Here is an 18,466-nt window from a genome sequence, read left to right on the forward strand (position 1 = left end):
AAAAACAGCAATGATGGACATAACTGCAATACTCCACATGCATGCCGAACTAAGTCTGACAGCCGTCTTTATTCTGATGTTTCTGCTGGATCTGTTCCTGCCGGCCCAACAACGCCACTGGCTGCGCCCCATGGCATGTATCCTTCTGACCATTCAACTATTGGCCAACCTATGGCCGGAGGAAGTCATTTTATTCGGTGGCATGTACCATTCCACCCCTATGGCTTCCATCCTGAAAAGCATCCTGACCATAGGTACCATCCTGGTATTCCTGCAAGCGGACACTTGGCTGAGGCGTGGTGACACCCGCCATAAACAAGGTGAATTTTATATCCTTACCCTCAGTACGTTGCTAGGCATGTATTTCATGGTGAGTGCTGGTCACTTCCTGTTATTCTTTCTGGGGCTGGAATTGGCAACCGTTCCTATGGCCTGCCTCGTAGCTTTCGATAAATACAAAGGACATAGTGCCGAAGCCGGAGCCAAATTCATTCTCTCCGCCTTGTTCTCCAGTGGGATCTTCCTTTATGGTATCTCCATGATTTACGGAACAGCAGGTACACTATATTTTGAAGACATCCCTGCCGGACTGACAGGGAGTCCGCTGCAAATTCTGGCATTGGTATTCTTCTTCTCCGGGCTGGCTTTCAAATTAAGCCTGGTTCCTTTCCATTTATGGACAGCCGATACCTATCAGGGTGCGCCGACCAGTGTAAGCGCTTATCTGTCCGTCATATCTAAAGGCGCGGCAGCTTTCGCCTTAATGACCATTCTGATGAAAGTATTTGCTCCGATGACTGAACAATGGAGTGAAATGCTGTGCATTATCATTGTAGCCACTATCACCATAGCTAATCTATTCGCTATCCGCCAAAGCAATCTGAAACGTTTCATGGCCTTCAGCAGTATCTCACAGGCCGGTTACATCATGCTGGCCGTACTGGCAGGAACTCCGCAGGGTATGGCTTCCTTAGTATATTATATAGTGGTATATATTGCCGCAAACCTTGCAGTTTTCGGTGTGATCAATGCCATCGAGCAACATACTCACGGCAAGGTGGAGCGCGAAGACTATAACGGACTTTACAAGACTAACCCCAAACTGACGATGGTGATGACACTTGCCTTGTTCTCATTGGCGGGTATTCCTCCATTCGCCGGATTCTTCAGTAAGTTCTTTGTATTTATGGCTGCATTCCACAGCGGATATTATATCATCGTATTCATTGCTTTAGTTAACACGATCATTTCATTGTATTATTATCTGCTGATTGTGAAAGCCATGTTTATCACTCCCAATGACGAACCTGTCGGCAACTTCCGCACAGCGACTCCAATGCGTATCAGTCTGCTGATATGTGTGGCCGGTATATTTGTATTGGGAATTTTAAGTGGCATATATCAGTTGCTGAATGATACGGCAATGCTATAACATTTATTCGTAGGGATGGGAATTACCCGTCCCTACAGTAAATCTATCTTTTCATTCACCAATTGTTTCCACTCAACGGAATAATCATTATCTTCGTAGCAAATTATTAAAGAATAAACGCTATGAAGAAAATACTTTACACCGCCGTACTCGCTTGCTCTGCTTTGTGGATCGCTTGTGCAGAGAAAAGCAAACAACCTGTCGAAACAGCTTCCTTTACAGAGGAGAATGTAACATTCGCACAAGCGCAAATCGGCAATGAGATAGAAGTGATAGAAGCATCAGGCAAATTCATGAATCCCGTCACATTGAAAACGGACAGCACTGTCTATTATTGTGATTATACCGATTGGAGAAGTGGTTTCTTCCCCGGTTCCGTATGGTATCTATATGAGCTGAGTGGTGACACCACCCTTCTGTCATTGGCCGGTAAATATACTGCCGCCATAGAGGAAGCCAAGAAACTGACCTGGCATCATGACGTAGGTTTCATGATAAATTGTAGTTTCGGCAACGGATGGCGGATAGCCGGAATTCCCGGATACAAAGAAGTCATGATAGAAGCCGCCCGTTCACTCTCCACTCGTTTCCGTGAAAAGCCGGGTACTATCCAGTCATGGGATGTGACACGGGGCTGGCAATCGGAACGCGGCTGGGAATGTCCGGTCATTATAGACAATATGATGAATCTGGAATTACTGTTTGAAGCCACCAAGTTATCCGGTGACTCTACTTTTTATCACATAGCTGTAAGCCATGCAGACCGCACTTTAAAAGAACATTTCCGTCCGGATGGAAGTTGTTATCATGTAATAGATTATAGTTTGACAGATGGCACGGTACGCCATAGACAAACCGCTCAGGGGTATGCGGACGAATCTACTTGGAGCCGCGGACAAGCATGGGCCATTTATGGCTTCACCGTATGCTACCGCGAAACAAATAATAAAAAATATCTGGATCAGGCTTTAAAAACTTTCCATTTTATGAAAACACATCCCCGTATGCCCGAAGACTTGATCCCCTACTGGGATATGGACGCTCCGAATATACCTAATGAGCCACGGGATGCTTCAAGCGCATCCTGCATCGCTTCCGCACTTTATGAAATCAGTACTATGGATGTACCCGATGCAAGCAGTTACAAGACTTATGCAGACAGCATCATGGCATCCTTGGCTTCACCGGCCTACCGGGCTGCCTTAGGAACCAATGGCCATTTCCTGTTAATGCACTCGGTAGGAAGCATCCCTCACGGTTCGGAAATAGACGTGCCGCTGAATTATGCCGACTATTATTTTCTGGAAGCATTGAAACGGAAACGGGATACGGAAGAAAGTACGCGTTGAACTATAAGGGCAGATCAATCACCATCCGGGTACCTTCCGTATAATCGGGATCAATAAAGATACTACCTGACAGCCGTTTGATAATCAAGCGGCTCAGGTACAATCCCAATCCGTTACCTTGTGCAAACTCATCCAGCTTGGTAAATCGTTGGAATACCTCTTCTCGTTTTTCGGAAGGAATTCCACACCCCGTATCGGCCACTTCAATCCGTAATGTGCCTTGCGTTTTATCCAGCCTCATTTTAAGAGTGATGGTACCCGTGTCTGTAAACTTATTGGCATTATTCAACAGATTCTCTATCACCAGCGACAAATACTGCTCATTGGTGGAGACAGATATTTCATCCTCCGGCAGCTCCATGCGATAAGTCACCCCCGGCTTCGCCCATTGTTCCAGCTTGCCCATCTCTTGCCTGCATACATTACTCACATTGGCCGGCTCACAGGGCAGGGACGCGTCAGAGGAATCCAAATTGGCTACTATCAGCAAATGGTCTATCAACGAAGCAAGTATTTCCGCATTGGCGGTAATGAGAGTGTAATATTCTTTTTTGGCTTTCTCGTCTTCTATGGTCATATCGGTAATGATACCGGAAAAGCCAACAATGGCATTCAAAGGGGTCCGTATTTCGTGGCACATGGAGTTGATAAAAGCCGTTTTCATTTTCTCGCTTTCCCCTACTTTTTTATTCAGCTCGCCTAACATTTTTTTCATCCGTCTTTCCCTCTTCAACGTATAGAACAGATAGCAGCAGATGCCCGTCACCAGCAAAAGCACTATAAAAAGCGTAATGACCAGAATCAGCCTGTTTTTCATTTCCAGCCGGCAATTCTCATTGTGCAATTTATCGACTTCATACTTCACCTGCAGTTCGCCGAGCTGCTCTTCCAGACTGGCGGAATTGATGGAATCCTTTACCTGCATGTGAAACTTATGATGCTTGAAAGCGTTTTCATAATCCCCCATAGCCTCATAAATTTGTGAATTGACATCCAGTAGATCGGGCACATTCGACGGGCTTATTATCCAGGCATATTTTATCAGGCTATCATTGGTTTTCAAGGCTTTGTCATATTCATGCTTATGCAGATAATAATTGTTCATTCCCAGAAAATAGTTGTATTTATCAATAGGTTCCGTAATCTGGCTACGCATCCCGACAATCTGGTTGTAATAATATTCCGCCTGTTGGTCAGACAGTTGGTCTGCACGCATCAATAAAGAGGTGTAACACTGAAGGTAGCGCACATTGATGTTGTAAAAAGGACGTTGACGGGCATAGTACAGCTCATAATACTTTTCGTATTGCCGGAGCAAATCCTCGACACAGGCAATGTACCGTCCCTTCTGGTCCATAAAGCTCAGCGTGGAAAGGAAATTCCATACGGTGCAAGCACGAAATTTAAAGCCCTCCTTATAAGGCAACTGGCAAGCCAGGTTATAGGCTGTTTCCAGATAGGGATTCGCTTCTTTGTATTTGCTTTCGCTACACAAAGCGCAGCCTGTAGTGTAAGCTTGCTCCATCTGGATATAAATATTCTTCTTGTCTACCCCTTTCTTATTCACAAAGGCCAGCTCCTCGGCTATGGCTGTTTCCGTTTCATTGTTCCTGACTCTGCCTTCAAACAGCCTCATCCGCAAGAGAGACAAATGCGGAAGAGTCTCCTCCGGTCTTCCTGACTTTTCCAAAAGCCGCATATAGTACAGAGCCGAATCGGCATGGTAGGCTTTGGTGTACAAAAAAGCCAAATCGGAAAGAGCGTCAAACACCTGTGCTTTATCGCCGGCTTCCTTTGCTGTGAAATACATTTTATTGAGAAAATCCGCTTCTTCAGGCTTCTCGAAATAAAGATCGGCCAAATTCCTGTAGGCAGTAACCCTGCAGGAAAGGTCAGAAGAAGCCTTCACCACATTCAAAAGACTGTCCCGGGTAACAGAAATATTACCAACAGCAACCAATATTCCCCAAATAGATGTCAATATATAACAGACAATGTATTTCATAATGTCAGGCAATTAGGGTACGAATATACAAATAATAAAGGAATATAGCAGAATTTATTTCCAATTTATTAGAAATTACACAAGAATGGGCAATTAATCCACTTATTTTTAAATTATATGCCTTAATATTGCATCATTGGAATTTTTCTGATAACCATGAAAAACACAGCGCATATTCCTACCGTAATTCATACGTAGAGAGAAGCTATCAGATTTATTAGTTTTTCATGCCGGTTGATTTATTAATTTATAAACATAAAGAATATGATAAGAAAGTTAGTTAGCATGTGTTGTATATGTGCGTGCTTTTCTGTGATCCATGCACAAATACCACAGGAAATCTGGAAAGAAAGTGAGAAGATAGAGAAACAGATCAAAAAAACATCTTTCCCCTACCGTGTGTACAACATTAAAGATTTCGGAGCCAAAGAAGGAGACAATGGTGAAGTATTCTGCCATGAAGCGATCAATCTGGCTATCCTCACATGCAGTCAGGCAGGAGGAGGAACCGTATGGATTCCGGCCGGAGAATTTCTGACAGGTCCCATCACACTGAAAAGTAACGTGAATCTGCACCTGGAAGAAGGTGCCCATCTGAAATTTTCTTCAGAAAAGTATCTATATACTCCAACCGTACTCACCCGTTGGGAAGGAGTGGACTGCTATAATCTGCATCCGCTGATTTATGCGTATGGCGAAAGCAATATAGCCATTACCGGCAAAGGCATTATCGACGGGCAGGCTAGTAACGATAACTGGTGGAGTATGTGCGGTGCTCCGCATTATGGCTGGAAAGAAGGTATGACAGCCCAAAGAAACGGTGGCAGGGACAAACTGTTGATGTATGCCGAAACATTTGCTCCGATAGATAAAAGGCAGATGACTTTTGAAGACGGCTTACGTCCCCAGCTTATCAATCTTTATCGCTGTAACACCATTTTAATAGAAAATGTGACGTTGAAAAACTCGCCATTTTGGGTTATCCATCCCTTATTTTGTGAAAGCCTGACAGTGCGTGGAGTCAAAGTATCCAGCCACGGTCCCAATAGCGATGGCTGTGATCCGGAATCAAGCAAGAATGTATTGATTGAGAACTGTATATTCGATACAGGAGACGACTGCATCGCCATCAAGAGCGGACGGAATGCGGACGGGCGAAAATGGAACGTGCCCAGTGAAAATATCATTGTACGCAATTGTGAGATGAAAGACGGGCACGGCGGTGTGGTCGTAGGCAGTGAGATCTCGGGAGGATACAAGAATCTGTTTGTTGAGAACTGCAAAATGGACAGTCCGAACCTGGAACGTGTCATCCGCATCAAAACCAACAACTGCCGCGGTGGTATCATTGAAAATATTTATGTGCGTAATGTAGAAGTAGGCGAATGCCGCGAAGCCGTTTTGAAAATCAACCTGCAATATGAGAACCGTGAGAAATGTGACAGAAGTTTCCCGCCCGTAGTGCGCCACGTATATCTGGATAATGTCACCAGTGAAAAGAGTAAATACGGAGTCCTGATCACCGGATATGACGACCGTGTCAACATTGAAGACATCCATGTTACAAACAGCCGTTTCAATAATGTAGAGAAAAAGGGGAATTTAATTACTGGAGCTAAAGATGTAGTTCTGAAGGAACTGTATATCAATGGGAAAAAGGTAAAAAAATAAGAGACTGAGAAATCTTTGGTATAATGGATGGCTCCATCATACCAAAGATTATATCCCCTTATGAGAATCTATTCCAGACACTCATCAAGTTCACGCATCAGCAGTTCCTTATCAAGATGCTGCCCGATAAAAACTATTTTCTGCATACGGTCGCCATATTTATCATCCCAATCCCGCAACAAGCCAGGTTCCTGGCGCATGGCCTCTATCAGCTCCTCCTCAGGTGCCGTGGCATACCACAAACCGGCTTCCTTCAGTTTTTTCTGCACTCCGGCCTGCTCGAAAAGGAAAGACATGTCACGATTATTGCTGAAATAACAGACTCCTTTCGCACGAATGATATTACGGCTCCACCGGGTTGATACAAAACGGTCGAATTTATGGATATCAAAAGCCGGACGACGATAATATACAAAAGTACTGATACCATATTCTTCTACCTCACCATCTTCATGATGATGATGGTGATGGTGTGCGTGTTCCCCATGCTCCTCATCGTGATGATGATGGTGATGGTGCGCATGTTCCTCCGCTTCTGTTTTCTGCTCTTCCGTAAGGGGGCTCTCTATCCCGCGTATCCAACCGGCAGAGGTGGCGGTACGTTCAAAGTCAAATTTTCCAGTATGGATTATCTTGTCCAAATCCACATCGGCATAATCACATTCTATGATTTCAGCTGCCGGTTGCAGTGTACGGACAATCTGCTTGATACGTTCCAATTCGTCACGTTCCACTTCCGAAGCCTTATTCAACAGTATAACATTGCAAAATTCAATCTGCTGGATAATCAGATTTTCAATATCCTCTTCATCAATCCCTTTACGGGTCAAGTCATTGCCGCAAGAAAACTCACTTTGCAAACGCAAGGCATCTACCACAGTCACAATGCAATCCAGGTGACATCCTCCATGCATTCCACCCATACCCGGAATAGAACAAATGGTCTGTGCGATGGGAGCCGGTTCACAAATGCCACTCGCCTCAATCACGATGTAATCAAAACGGTCCAACTTCATGATATCATCTATCTGCTCCACCAAATCCATTTTCAAGGTGCAACAGATGCAACCATTCTGAAGTGCCACCAGGCTTTCATCTTTCTTCCCTACAATTCCCTCTTTCTGTATAAGATCGGCGTCAATGTTCACCTCACCGATATCATTGACAATAACCGCAAACTTAACCCCACGTTTATTAGAAAGAATATGGTTCACCAATGTCGTTTTTCCACTGCCCAGATAACCGGTCAAAAGCAGTATAGGAATTTCTTTTACTTTCATATAAAATTCAATATTAATGAGACAAAGGTATAGAATGATTGATTTCCAAACAATAGAAAACATCTTTTTATACCTTATAAATAAAGAGAACCCTTCACATATCATCCGGTCAGAATCTATTTTTTAACGATTTCAGTTCGTATTACAACATTTTCCAGAAAATGCTTTAAATATCCCAAGAGTATAACTATATTGCACAAAATAAATTTAGAATAACGATGAAAAGCAAATTAGCAAAAAAAATCAGACTAGGCGCAGCCTTGTTATTGATGGCGGGAACTTCAGCCTTCGCACAAACCTCCGGTCAAATTTATACACCGACTCCTGAAAACATAAAAGCACGGCAGGAATTCCAAGACAACAAGTTCGGCATATTCCTTCATTGGGGCATTTACAGCATGACCGCTCAAGGAGAATGGTATATGAACACCCACAACATCAACCGTGATGAATATGCCAAACTGGCATCCGGATTCTATCCTTCACGTTTCAATGCCGCCGAATGGGTATCTGCCATCAAGGCCTCCGGTGCCAGATATATCTGTATCACCAGCCGCCACCATGACAGTTTCTCCATGTTTGATACAAAAGAATCCGATTATAATATCGTAGATGCCACTCCTTTCAAACGGGACATTCTGAAAGAACTGGCAGAAGAATGTCAGAAGCAGGGCATCAAGCTCCATTTTTATTATTCACATCTAGACTGGTTTCGCGATGACTATCCGGAAGGAAACACCGGACATGGGACCGGACGTCCCAAAGGGCATGGGAACTGGAAAAGCTACTACGAGTTTATGAACAAACAGCTGACTGAGCTTCTGACTAATTACGGTCCTGTCGGTGCCATCTGGTTTGACGGTATTTGGGATCAACCCGCCAACTTCAACTGGCAACTGGAAGAACAATATGCGTTAATCCATAAGTTGCAACCCTCCTGTCTAATAGGCAACAACCATCACCGGACTCCTTATGCAGGAGAAGATTTCCAAATGTTCGAGCGTGATCTGCCCGGTGAAAACAAAGCCGGTTTTTCTGCCGGACAAGGAGTAAGTGAACTCCCTCTGGAAACTTGTGAAACGATGAACGGGATGTGGGGATACAAGATTGAAGACCAAAACTACAAATCACCCAAAGCATTGATACACTATCTGGTTAAAGCAGCCGGAAAAAATGCGAATTTGCTCATGAATATCGGCCCTCAACCCAACGGAGAATTACCCGCTACAGCTGTAGAGCATCTGAAACAGGTGGGTGAATGGATGGCCCAATATGGAGAAACGATTTATGGAACCCGTGGTGGTGATGTAGCTCCTCACACATGGGGGGTGTCAACCCGCAAAGGTGACCGTTTGTTCATCCATATACTAAATTTGCAGGATGACGCACTTTATATACCTCTGAAGGCAAAAGTAAAGAAAGCAATGCAGTTTATTTCCAAGACTCCACTTTCTTTCAAACAGGAAAAAGACGGTATATTGATAAAACTGCCGCAAGTACCTGATGACATAGATTATGTCATAGAATTAAACATAAAATAATAAGGTGACATTCATGTTCTAAAAAAAGAATGGAGGTGTGTCAAAATGCACATCTCCATTCTTTTTTATATAGATAAAATTATTTAACCAGTTCAGAAATTACAGACCATTCTTCCAACTTCTCTTCTAAAGCAAGGCTACAGGTATTGGATGTTGAAGAAAGTAATATAATTTTCCAGGTTATGAAAGGTGTCATACAAAAAGGTTTATTCCTTCCCTTATACTCCCAATACTATATTTGCATCAATATTCAACTTCCGACTTATTTCTCTCGCAACTTTCAAAGTTGGTTCACACTTCCCGGAAATATAATCACTGAGACGCGAAGGGCTGACACCTACTAATTTTGCAAGTGACTTCTGATTCAACCCCATTTCATACATACGAAGCTTAAGAACATCAACAAGTGAAGGTTCTCCTAAAGAAAAATGTTCTTCGGAATAATCGGCAACTAAATTAGACAGAAGTTCTAATTCTATGCTGTTTGGGTCATTCAAAGGAGTATCATCTTTCACCAATGGAAGAAGTTCCTCCACTCTTTTCACCGCCCATTCATACTGGGTTTGATTTTCTATCTTTGTCATAATCCTAAATATTAGCGCAATCTATTTTATCATATTCCTTATGAGTACCAATAAAGCGAATATACACAAACTGAATGGTGAATTTAATCACTACTACCAAGCGATAGTTGTTACCTTTGATATTGAAAACATAACGTTGATTACCTACATTATCAACGCTATTAAACGTTTTCTTAATATCGGCAAAGCAAGTCCATTTGCTTCTTTTCACAATAGTAGTCCATTCTTGCAAAGCAACCCTTGAATCAGGATGATTCTCTGCATATTCTTTTAATGCTTGTTCGGTAAATATTCTCATTGGTTACTCAATTATCCAAGGACAAAGATATATAATATAATTCTATAATTCAAAATAATATTCTAATATTTATAATTTGAAGCGCGAAAAAATAGCGGAGACTCCGAGAAATCACCGCTAATTATTCTATTTCTCTTGTTACAAAGTTATAAGCCTCATAATCTTTTTAGCTAAGAAGCTGATTACAAAAAAGGAGACAGAACTTCATTATCCAGCCTCCTTATTCTATTATTAATCGTAATACCTGAATCAACTCTTTTCTATTCTGACACTCACCAATTTCTGTATTCCCATTATGATCCATACAGATACGACAAAAGGGGCGGTCAGAGTAGTAATCTCCAAGTTCATCCCTATAATCTGCAAGAGAGTGGAAAGCAAGACTGAACATGAGTCCCATACAAGACTTTTCAGGGTTCTGTCTCCTAAAGCAATGGCACACAATACACCGTTATATCCCATCAATCCCATATTCAACGTTTCAGCATCTATCCCCAGCAAGATAGCCAAAGGAATAGGGAAAAGTGCTCCAATTACAGTATAGAAAGCAGCAGTTCGTGAATTGATAAGAATACCAATTAAAAACAATAAACCAGTCCAGATATTCCCTTGAAACATTACCTGACCGATACCAAAACTGAAGGTCTGAAAGTAATTGATTCCTTGTGTAGCATCAGTTACCGTATCAGAAACCAACAAAATATCAGGCATAATCCAGGAACAGAACCCCAATAACATCCATACGGAAAGGATGAAAGGTGCTGTAAATCCGGGAAGTGAACGTTGCAAATTGAGAAGTCGTGCTATCCAGGTTGAAATACATGCAGCCACAACCATCAGCAATAAGGAACCTAAAGACAGCTCCATGAAGACTCCGACTGCTATTCCCACCAATGTACCGTTAAAGCCATACAATCCGTTCTTTATATCGTCACGTCCATAGCCTGAAAAATGAGCAGTTAATGTACTTATTATATTACCACTCAAAGCCAATATTCCCATCTGCCATGAATTCAGGAAGATTCCAATCAGCATCAACAGACCGGATAGTGCATTATTCTGGAACATCACTTGCCCTATTCCACGACCTAAAATCAGTAATGAATTGTATAGTGAAGCCATTTTATGAATCTACCGCATTTTAATCCAATGTAAAATCTCTAGACGGTTTGAAGTGGGGAACATCATGGGCCGGAACAATCATGGTAGTATTATTGGTTATATTACGGGCCACCTTCTCAGCACGGTGTTTCAATGTGAAGCTATCGAACCCTCGCAGGTATACATTTTCTCCATTTACCAGTGACTTTTTAACACTATCCATGAATCCTTCCACGATCTGAAGTGCTTCTTTTCTGTCTGTTCCCGTTTTCAGGGAGATCTCATTTACAATTTCTGCTTTTGTCATAATCTTATCTGTTTTAGAGTTGCAAAGATATCCAAAGTTTATTAAAGAGAAGAGGACCGGAATAAAATTTGTTCAACGACATGTTTTGTCGCTTGCCTTCAATATCTTTGCCCATAATAAAATCAAATTCATAATTATATGGGGAAAAAGTTGGAAAGATTACAGCGTATGCTGGTTATCATCAATAAACTGAAAGGACTTCAACGGTATGTCCCCCGTGAAGAACTGGAAAATTATGTGACACACCGCATGGAAGAACGTGGTGGGATACCTGTGGACCTCAGAACATTGCAACGGGACTTTAATGCGATAGAAGAGATGTTCGGTATCCGCATCTGTTTCGACAAGAAACGGAATGGATATTATATCAATGAGGAGGATGATACGAAAAAAGAACAATATGAAAGACTCCTTCTCAACTTTGATATACTGAATGCTTTGGATACCTCTTCAGACCTTCATACTTATGTAGTTGCAGAACATCATCGTCCGGTAAATAACGAATATCTACCACTTCTAATCAAGGCTATTAAATTCTCACATCCCATAATCTTTAAATATATGTATGTCCGGGAGAATGGAAAGGTGCGTGAAAAAGAAGTGTTGCCACACTATTTGAAAGAAGACCAATACCGGTGGTATCTTCTTGCTTATGAAGAAAACGTATTGAAAACTTTCAGTGTGGACTGTGTTATTGACCCTCAGGATATTGTATGGAAAAACATTCAAGCGTAATATGGACATAGACATAAACAGCCTTTTTAAAGATTGTTATGGCATTTGGAACCAGACGAATATTCCTATAGAAGAGATCGAATTGAGTTATAGCCCTTTGGATGGCAGTTTCCTGAAATCTGTTCCATTGCATCATTCCCAAGAGATCATTGTAGATGATGAGAAAGAATTCCGAATTAAACTACATCTCCGTATTACCAATGATTTTGTGATGGCCTTGCTTTCAAGAAGCCGCTCGCTGACAATCATCAAGCCTCTACATCTGAGGGAGCAGGTGAAGACTGTCTATGAAGAGGCTCTGAAAAGAAACAGATAACAACAATTCGTTCCCTGAACACAACTGTCTAATAACCAAAGAATATGAACAATAACTCTTACTGGAACAAAAGTAATCTTCTGAAAGGCATAGGTACTCTTTGTATCTTTATCATCTTTGGATATTACACTTATCAAGATGCCATAAACAGAAACATGCTGGAAAGAAGTCTGAATGAAAACGCTGCCCCACCGCAACGTGACTTTGCCCACAAATCTTCTCGATTACAACGTTCGTCTGCCATACATGGAAATACGATTTATAAGGATGTGGCTGGAAAAACTCAGAATGTAGAATCTAGGGAATTGAACGATTACGACACCTTCAACGAACATCTGGATGAATATCTTGAAGATCCGGAAGATGAAGTCGCTTATCTGCCTGAAATCTATGATGCACTGATAGACGACACAGAAGAGTTGATGACAGAATAAATTGATTAATACAAAATATAATAATGAATCATTTCAGAACATCCCGTACAAAAGAAGCATTTTTGCTAAACTGCATCCATCATTCTTGTTACCATTCCGATTGTTCTTGGAATGACAGTAAGTTCATTAGTCATTGTTTCCATACTATTCTTATTTTTTAGTTGTTAATAATCCGGTAAACGAAAAAAAGCCAAGAGGTTTATTTCTTTGCTTTTATAAATAAACTTCTTAGCTTCTTAATTCCCTTGAGTATTGATGTAGTAACCTCAAGGATTGTTATTATTACGTCCTGGCCCTTATCATAATCCACTGTTCAAGACGTTATGTTAGTTCTCAGTCACCGCCGCATCCACAGCTTCGACTTTACCCGTGGTGGATTTTTTCTTTCCCAATCTGCCACCATACTTCTCGGCAAGCTCGATCAATACAGAGCCTGCCACGATGATCTCCGCTACATTTGCGGCGATCTTCAATGCTTTTACTAAATTTCCCATTTCTCTAATTTTTAATTGTTTGTTATTACGTTTCTATTCTCTTATATATCATTCTCACATATAAGGCTTTGAAGGATTCAAGAAAGGGGAAGAAAAAATGAGAGAGCCGTCGTTGTGATTCTCCATCTCCAACTTGACTTCCCGCTATTCCATCCGGTTTCATACACAGAGACTAAAGCTGCTATGACTACTTCCGGTTTCCTAGCCCTCGAATTAATCATCCAATCATTTTCTGGTATTGGAGATAACCCGGTAAATTGTTTCTTATTATAATACTTGAAGCAAACACTAAAATACTATATTTATGCCTCAAGCTTTTCTCATATATAAGGTTTTGGAGTGATCAGAGAAGGAATTTTTATATTGCCACACAGGTCTGGTTGTTTTTTGAATCCGGTACCATATTGTGTGTTAAGAAGGAGAATACACAGTCCCAAATGCACCAGATTAGTCAAAAATGGACAAAAAATAGTGATTTTTTGACTTCTTCCCACCTATATACCGATATATTTGAACAAACTTTTAATACGCCGATACAGAAAGAAAGCATGTCATACCAGAGAAATATCATATACCATTTATTATGAATAACCTTAGCTTGTAAAAATGAAAAAGGACATTGGGATACATATCTTATTATCGCTTCCGGTATATATCATTATCTATATGATCATATTTTCGGTTACGACCACAACGGATCTGCCATGGAACTGGAGACAGCCGGTCAATATCATCTTCTCCGTACTCGCGGGGAGCTTCATTGTCGAATATATAAAGAAAAGGATATGAGTATGAAAGGTTGAAAGATATCATATATAATGTATGCTACAACAGATGACGGAATTGATACCGGAACAGCAACGGGATGTGACAAAAAATCATTCCGGACAGTAAAGGAAATTCACCAACAGATGGTGCTTTTATCATTTTATTTTGGAGGTCTTGAGTTTTTTGTCTATTTTTGTAGTAACCCATATATCAGACCATTATGAACTGCAACAATAAGAACCAGATCATCCGTTTTGACTGGGCGATGAAACGTCTGCTCAGAAACAAGGCCAACTTCAGTGTGCTTGAAGGCCTGCTCACCACGTTATTGGGTGAGAGGATCATTATCCAGAGGCTTCTTGAGAGCGAGAGCAACTTGGAGGACGAATATGACAAGTATAACCGTGTGGATATGCTTGCCGAGAACTCCAAGGGTGAGCTGGTATTGATAGAGGTGCAGAACAATAATGAATATGCCTACTTCCAGCGTATGTTGTTCGGAACTTCCAAACTGGTCACTGAGTATATCAACAGAGGGGAAAGTTATGACAAGGTCCGTAAAGTATATAGTGTCAATATAGTCTACTTCTCCCTAGGGCATGGCAAGGACTTCGTCTATCATGGAAAGACGGAATTCAGGGGGATCCACACCAATGATCTCCTGGAACTCACTCCATTCCAGAAGCAGACATTCAAGGTGGATACGGTAAGTCAGCTATATCCTGAATATTATATCCTGAAAGTGAACGGTTTTAATCAGGTAGCAAAAAGTCCCCTGGAAGAATGGATCTATTATCTTAACACCGGAGAGATACCTTCCACAGCTACAGCTCCCGGTCTTGAGGAGGCTCGTGAAAGGTTGAAACTGGATAGCATGACCAAGGATGAACTTGCTGCCTATTATCGTCACTTGGATAATATTGTAATCCTTCGTGATAATATCAATACTGAACGGGAAGAAGGAAGGGCGGAAGGTCTTGAAGAAGGAGAAAGAAAGAAAGCTATCGAAGTCGCCCGTTATCTAAAGTCATCAGGAACCGCAATGGAATTAATTATTGGAGCTACAGGATTGTCTAAAGAAGAGATTGAAAAACTATAATATAAACTTTTTACATAGTATTTAGGAGGAACTATACAATGGATTACGTATGGTTCCTCTTTTCGTTTATGAAACAAGTAATCTACACATAATAATAAAAGTATCAAGTCCCAATCTAATCAAGAAATAAGTTCATTTTTTATGGTATTTAACAGGAACAGGTTAAATGAATATAAAAGACAGGGGGAGTAAAAGGGGGAGTATCTGATTTTACAAAAGAAAAAACCGCTGAAAATCAGCGGTTTTCAAATCCATTCGTGGAGCTGGAGGGAGTCGAACCCTCGTCCAAACGAGGAAGCCATACGCTTTCTACATGCTTATCTTCGCCTGAATTTTCGAGTATAAGCAGGACCGAAGCCACCAACTTATACCTTATCCTCTAAATTTTCGTAAGAGACACGAGGCGGATCTCTAACTATTCCCGATTTTACTGCACCACTTGATCAAACGCTTCGGAACAAGAGCTTTTGAGTGATGTCTCGTTTCCACCACTTTGGCGGAAATAAAGCTAATCTACTATGATTCGATTAAGCAGCAAGAGCATAATTTTCGTTGCCAGATAAAATTTTGAAAACTGGGATTATAGTGCCAATCAACCACGCACTGCATGCTTACATACCACTTAGCCACGCTGTCAAATCCAGTCAACCCCGTACTGGTATCTCATAAAGAGGTTGCAAATGTACACACACTTCTGTTAATATCCAATTATTTATTCGCTTATTTAGCGCATTTTAATGAGAACAACGTATCTTTGGACATAATTTATCTAATCCTAACAGACCTGGCAATATGAACAAAAAGTTAATGACCTTGTGTATGAGCAGTATGATACTGGGAGCCTGCACATCCTCTCCCAAGCAACAAACAGAACCGACAGCAGCCGCAGAAAATATGAACCGGATGTATATGCTGGTAGGCAGCTATGCAACTCCGGATGAAGAAGGCATCAAAATCTACAGTTTTGATGAGCAAACAGGAAACTCCCAATATATCAGCGGGATAAAAGGAATATCCAACCCCTCTTACCTCATTCCGTCGGCTGATGGAGAAAGAATATATGCGGTAGGAGAGGATGCCGGAAAAAGCTCTACCGCCAATGCCATCAAATTCGATAAAGAACAGCAGAAGCTAACCTTGCTCAATTCCCAGCTCACTGATGGCGGCGCACCCTGTTATATTACTCTCAGCCCGTCGGGAAAATTTGTCCTGACAGCCAATTATATGGGAGGTAGCATTACCGTCTTCCCACTGGATAAAGACGGCAAATTAAATTCCGGGACACGCCTTATCTCCTTTACCGGAAGCAGTCTTGACAAAGAGAGACAAACACAGCCGCATCTGCATTGTGTAGAGTTCACTCCTGATCATAAATATCTACTTGCCACTGATCTAGGAACAGACCGGATCCATGTGTTCCCTGTTAGTGAGCATGTAACTGATGGTGTGTCCCATTCCTTGCTGAATGAATCCGGAGAATCTGATATAAAAGTAGAACCCGGATCAGGACCACGCCACATTTGTTTCCATCCGAACCAAAAATTCGCTTATCTGATTAATGAAATCTCAGGAAAAGTCATCGCTTTCTCTTACGACAAAGGAAAATTAAACGCCATACAATATATAGAAGCTGACACAGTGGGGGCCAAGGGCAGCGGAGATATCCACATTTCACCCGATGGAAAATTTCTGTATGCATCCAACCGCTTAAAAGCAGACGGTATTGCTATCTTCGCCATAAATCAAGAAGAAGGGACATTGACCAAGACAGGTTATCAGCCGACTGATATCCACCCACGTAATTTTATCATCAGCCGGAACGGACGCTACCTGCTGGTGGCCTGCAGAGACAGCAACTCCATACAGGTATTTGAAAGAGATCCCCAGACAGGACTGCTGAAAGACACAGGCAAGACAATAAAAACCAACAAGCCCGTATGCCTGAAGTTTATCTGTTAAACACAAGAAACAGCGTCTTTAATAAAATAAACTGCTGCCTTCAATACCCGATGAAGGCAGCAGTTTATTTACATCAGACAGACCGGATCTTTATACATAAGTTTCCAAGAACTTAGCATGCCCCTCCACGGTTACTTTCACTTCTTTTGTCGTGGCAGGAAAAAGGATAGATTCACCGGCTTGCAATTCCAATGAGTTACCATCCCCATCAGTTACCGTACAAGAACCTTCCATGCAAATATAAATTACAAATGAGTCCAGCTCACTATAATCTATCGTCATATTTTCAGTCAAGTCATAGACAGAAGTAGTAAAATACGGACAGGTAACCAACTCCACAGACTCATTCTGTTTCGGAGTATAATGAGTACGGTAATCCTCTTCTACAGAATAATCTATGGCATCTTTCGACAATTCCGTATGCAATTCACGAGTATTGCCATTCTTATCCTTACGGTTGAAATCATAAATCCGGTAAGTCACATTCGAAGTCTGCTGAATCTCAGCAATAAAGCATCCGGCTCCAATACTATGAATGCGTCCCGCAGGCAAGAAAAACACATCACCCGGTTGCACGGCATAATCGGCCAATGCATCACAAATCGTATTATCAGCAATCATGGCGGCATACTCATCGGGAGTAATCTTTTTACTCAGCCCCGAACGAAGATGCGCTTTGCCTCCGGCATTGTCAATAACATACCACATTTCGGTCTTGCCCATCGAATTATGACGCTTCTTTGCCAGCTCGTCATCCGGATGCACCTGTATAGAGAGGTCGTCACAAGCATCAATGAATTTGATCAACAAAGGGAAGTTATCCCCAAAACGCTGATAATTACTTTCTCCTACCAGAGATCCTTTATATTCTTTTACCAACTGACTCAGATTCTTGCCGGCTTCGGTTCCATTAGCAACAACAGACTCGTCGCCCGGAACATTAGAGATCTCCCAGCTTTCGCCAACCTGAGGCTGTTCAATATTGAGATGCTTGAACGGGATAATCTTTTCTCCACCCCAAATGGTGGATTTCAGAATGGGGTTAAATTTAAATGGATACATAGGTGTATTAATTAATAGTTTCTAGGTTCGG

The 18,466-nt window shown here is 41.6% G+C and carries 17 protein-coding genes and 1 other RNA gene; 9 read left to right on the top strand and 9 right to left on the bottom strand.

Going from position 1 to position 18,466, the window contains the following annotated elements:
* Positions 1-10 precede the first annotated feature (10 nt).
* Positions 11-1,432, top strand: coding sequence for an NADH-quinone oxidoreductase subunit N (locus tag ACYQ0C_RS18275; RefSeq protein ID WP_016277797.1), 1,422 nt, complete (start codon positions 11-13; stop codon positions 1,430-1,432).
* A gap of 122 nt (positions 1,433-1,554) precedes the next feature.
* The gene (locus ACYQ0C_RS18280; RefSeq protein WP_016277798.1) at positions 1,555-2,781 is read left to right on the top strand and encodes a glycoside hydrolase family 88 protein; all 1,227 of its coding nucleotides are present in this window, start codon (positions 1,555-1,557) and stop codon (positions 2,779-2,781) included.
* 1 nt (position 2,782) lies between these two features.
* Here the strand turns inward: ACYQ0C_RS18280 and ACYQ0C_RS18285 are convergent, their stop codons facing one another.
* Complete coding sequence (locus ACYQ0C_RS18285; RefSeq protein ID WP_016277799.1) at positions 2,783-4,786, bottom strand: sensor histidine kinase; 2,004 nt, start codon at positions 4,784-4,786, stop codon at positions 2,783-2,785.
* A gap of 264 nt (positions 4,787-5,050) precedes the next feature.
* Here ACYQ0C_RS18285 and ACYQ0C_RS18290 point away from each other — a divergent pair, with 264 nt between their 5' ends.
* Positions 5,051-6,457, top strand: coding sequence for a glycoside hydrolase family 28 protein (locus ACYQ0C_RS18290; RefSeq protein WP_016277800.1), 1,407 nt, complete (start codon positions 5,051-5,053; stop codon positions 6,455-6,457).
* A 68-nt stretch (positions 6,458-6,525) separates the two neighbouring features.
* Here ACYQ0C_RS18290 and ACYQ0C_RS18295 read toward each other — a convergent pair whose 3' ends face one another.
* Positions 6,526-7,737: a GTP-binding protein gene (locus ACYQ0C_RS18295; protein WP_025076883.1), complete on the bottom strand. Its 1,212-nt coding sequence runs from the start codon at positions 7,735-7,737 to the stop codon at positions 6,526-6,528.
* Positions 7,738-8,006: 269 nt separating this feature from the next.
* Between ACYQ0C_RS18295 and ACYQ0C_RS18300 the strand changes: the two genes are divergently transcribed.
* Positions 8,007-9,278, top strand: coding sequence for an alpha-L-fucosidase (locus ACYQ0C_RS18300; protein WP_371327432.1), 1,272 nt, complete (start codon positions 8,007-8,009; stop codon positions 9,276-9,278).
* A 218-nt stretch (positions 9,279-9,496) separates the two neighbouring features.
* Here ACYQ0C_RS18300 and ACYQ0C_RS18305 read toward each other — a convergent pair whose 3' ends face one another.
* From ACYQ0C_RS18305 to ACYQ0C_RS18320, 4 genes are all read right to left on the bottom strand, one after another.
* Positions 9,497-9,862 carry a helix-turn-helix domain-containing protein gene (locus tag ACYQ0C_RS18305; protein WP_016277803.1) on the bottom strand — a complete coding sequence of 122 codons (366 nt, stop codon included), beginning with the start codon at positions 9,860-9,862 and terminating at the stop codon, positions 9,497-9,499.
* Between the two features lie 4 nt (positions 9,863-9,866).
* On the bottom strand, positions 9,867-10,160 hold the full coding sequence (locus ACYQ0C_RS18310; protein ID WP_016277804.1) for a type II toxin-antitoxin system HigB family toxin: 294 nt from the start codon (positions 10,158-10,160) through the stop codon (positions 9,867-9,869).
* Between the two features lie 249 nt (positions 10,161-10,409).
* A complete protein-coding gene (locus ACYQ0C_RS18315; RefSeq protein WP_016277805.1) occupies positions 10,410-11,282 on the bottom strand; it encodes an urea transporter in 873 nt (290 codons plus the stop codon).
* Positions 11,283-11,301: 19 nt separating this feature from the next.
* On the bottom strand, positions 11,302-11,568 hold the full coding sequence (locus tag ACYQ0C_RS18320) for an HU family DNA-binding protein (protein WP_016277806.1): 267 nt from the start codon (positions 11,566-11,568) through the stop codon (positions 11,302-11,304).
* A gap of 138 nt (positions 11,569-11,706) precedes the next feature.
* Between ACYQ0C_RS18320 and ACYQ0C_RS18325 the strand changes: the two genes are divergently transcribed.
* The 3 genes from ACYQ0C_RS18325 to ACYQ0C_RS18335 are packed head-to-tail and all read left to right on the top strand — an operon-like array spanning position 11,707 to position 13,053.
* Positions 11,707-12,303 (top strand): helix-turn-helix transcriptional regulator, encoded by a 597-nt coding sequence (locus ACYQ0C_RS18325; protein WP_016277807.1) that lies wholly within the window; start codon positions 11,707-11,709, stop codon positions 12,301-12,303.
* A 1-nt stretch (position 12,304) separates the two neighbouring features.
* Positions 12,305-12,619: a WYL domain-containing protein gene (locus ACYQ0C_RS18330; RefSeq protein WP_016277808.1), complete on the top strand. Its 315-nt coding sequence runs from the start codon at positions 12,305-12,307 to the stop codon at positions 12,617-12,619.
* 44 nt (positions 12,620-12,663) lie between these two features.
* Positions 12,664-13,053 carry a hypothetical protein gene (locus ACYQ0C_RS18335; RefSeq protein ID WP_016277809.1) on the top strand — a complete coding sequence of 130 codons (390 nt, stop codon included), beginning with the start codon at positions 12,664-12,666 and terminating at the stop codon, positions 13,051-13,053.
* 326 nt (positions 13,054-13,379) lie between these two features.
* Here the strand turns inward: ACYQ0C_RS18335 and ACYQ0C_RS18340 are convergent, their stop codons facing one another.
* A complete protein-coding gene (locus ACYQ0C_RS18340; RefSeq protein WP_016277810.1) occupies positions 13,380-13,547 on the bottom strand; it encodes a hypothetical protein in 168 nt (55 codons plus the stop codon).
* Between the two features lie 988 nt (positions 13,548-14,535).
* On the opposite strand from ACYQ0C_RS18340, the gene ACYQ0C_RS18345 reads away from it, so the two are divergent.
* Complete coding sequence (locus ACYQ0C_RS18345; protein WP_016277813.1) at positions 14,536-15,414, top strand: Rpn family recombination-promoting nuclease/putative transposase; 879 nt, start codon at positions 14,536-14,538, stop codon at positions 15,412-15,414.
* A gap of 255 nt (positions 15,415-15,669) precedes the next feature.
* Here ACYQ0C_RS18345 and ssrA read toward each other — a convergent pair.
* Positions 15,670-16,066: a transfer-messenger RNA gene (gene ssrA / locus ACYQ0C_RS18350) on the bottom strand.
* A 140-nt stretch (positions 16,067-16,206) separates the two neighbouring features.
* Here ssrA and ACYQ0C_RS18355 point away from each other — a divergent pair.
* Complete coding sequence (locus tag ACYQ0C_RS18355; RefSeq protein WP_016277814.1) at positions 16,207-17,373, top strand: lactonase family protein; 1,167 nt, start codon at positions 16,207-16,209, stop codon at positions 17,371-17,373.
* 90 nt (positions 17,374-17,463) lie between these two features.
* Here ACYQ0C_RS18355 and ACYQ0C_RS18360 read toward each other — a convergent pair whose 3' ends face one another.
* On the bottom strand, positions 17,464-18,435 hold the full coding sequence (locus ACYQ0C_RS18360; protein ID WP_016277815.1) for a type I phosphomannose isomerase catalytic subunit: 972 nt from the start codon (positions 18,433-18,435) through the stop codon (positions 17,464-17,466).
* Positions 18,436-18,466 lie beyond the last annotated feature (31 nt).

The sequence above is a fragment of the Phocaeicola sartorii JCM 17136 = DSM 21941 genome, assembly GCF_054653615.1.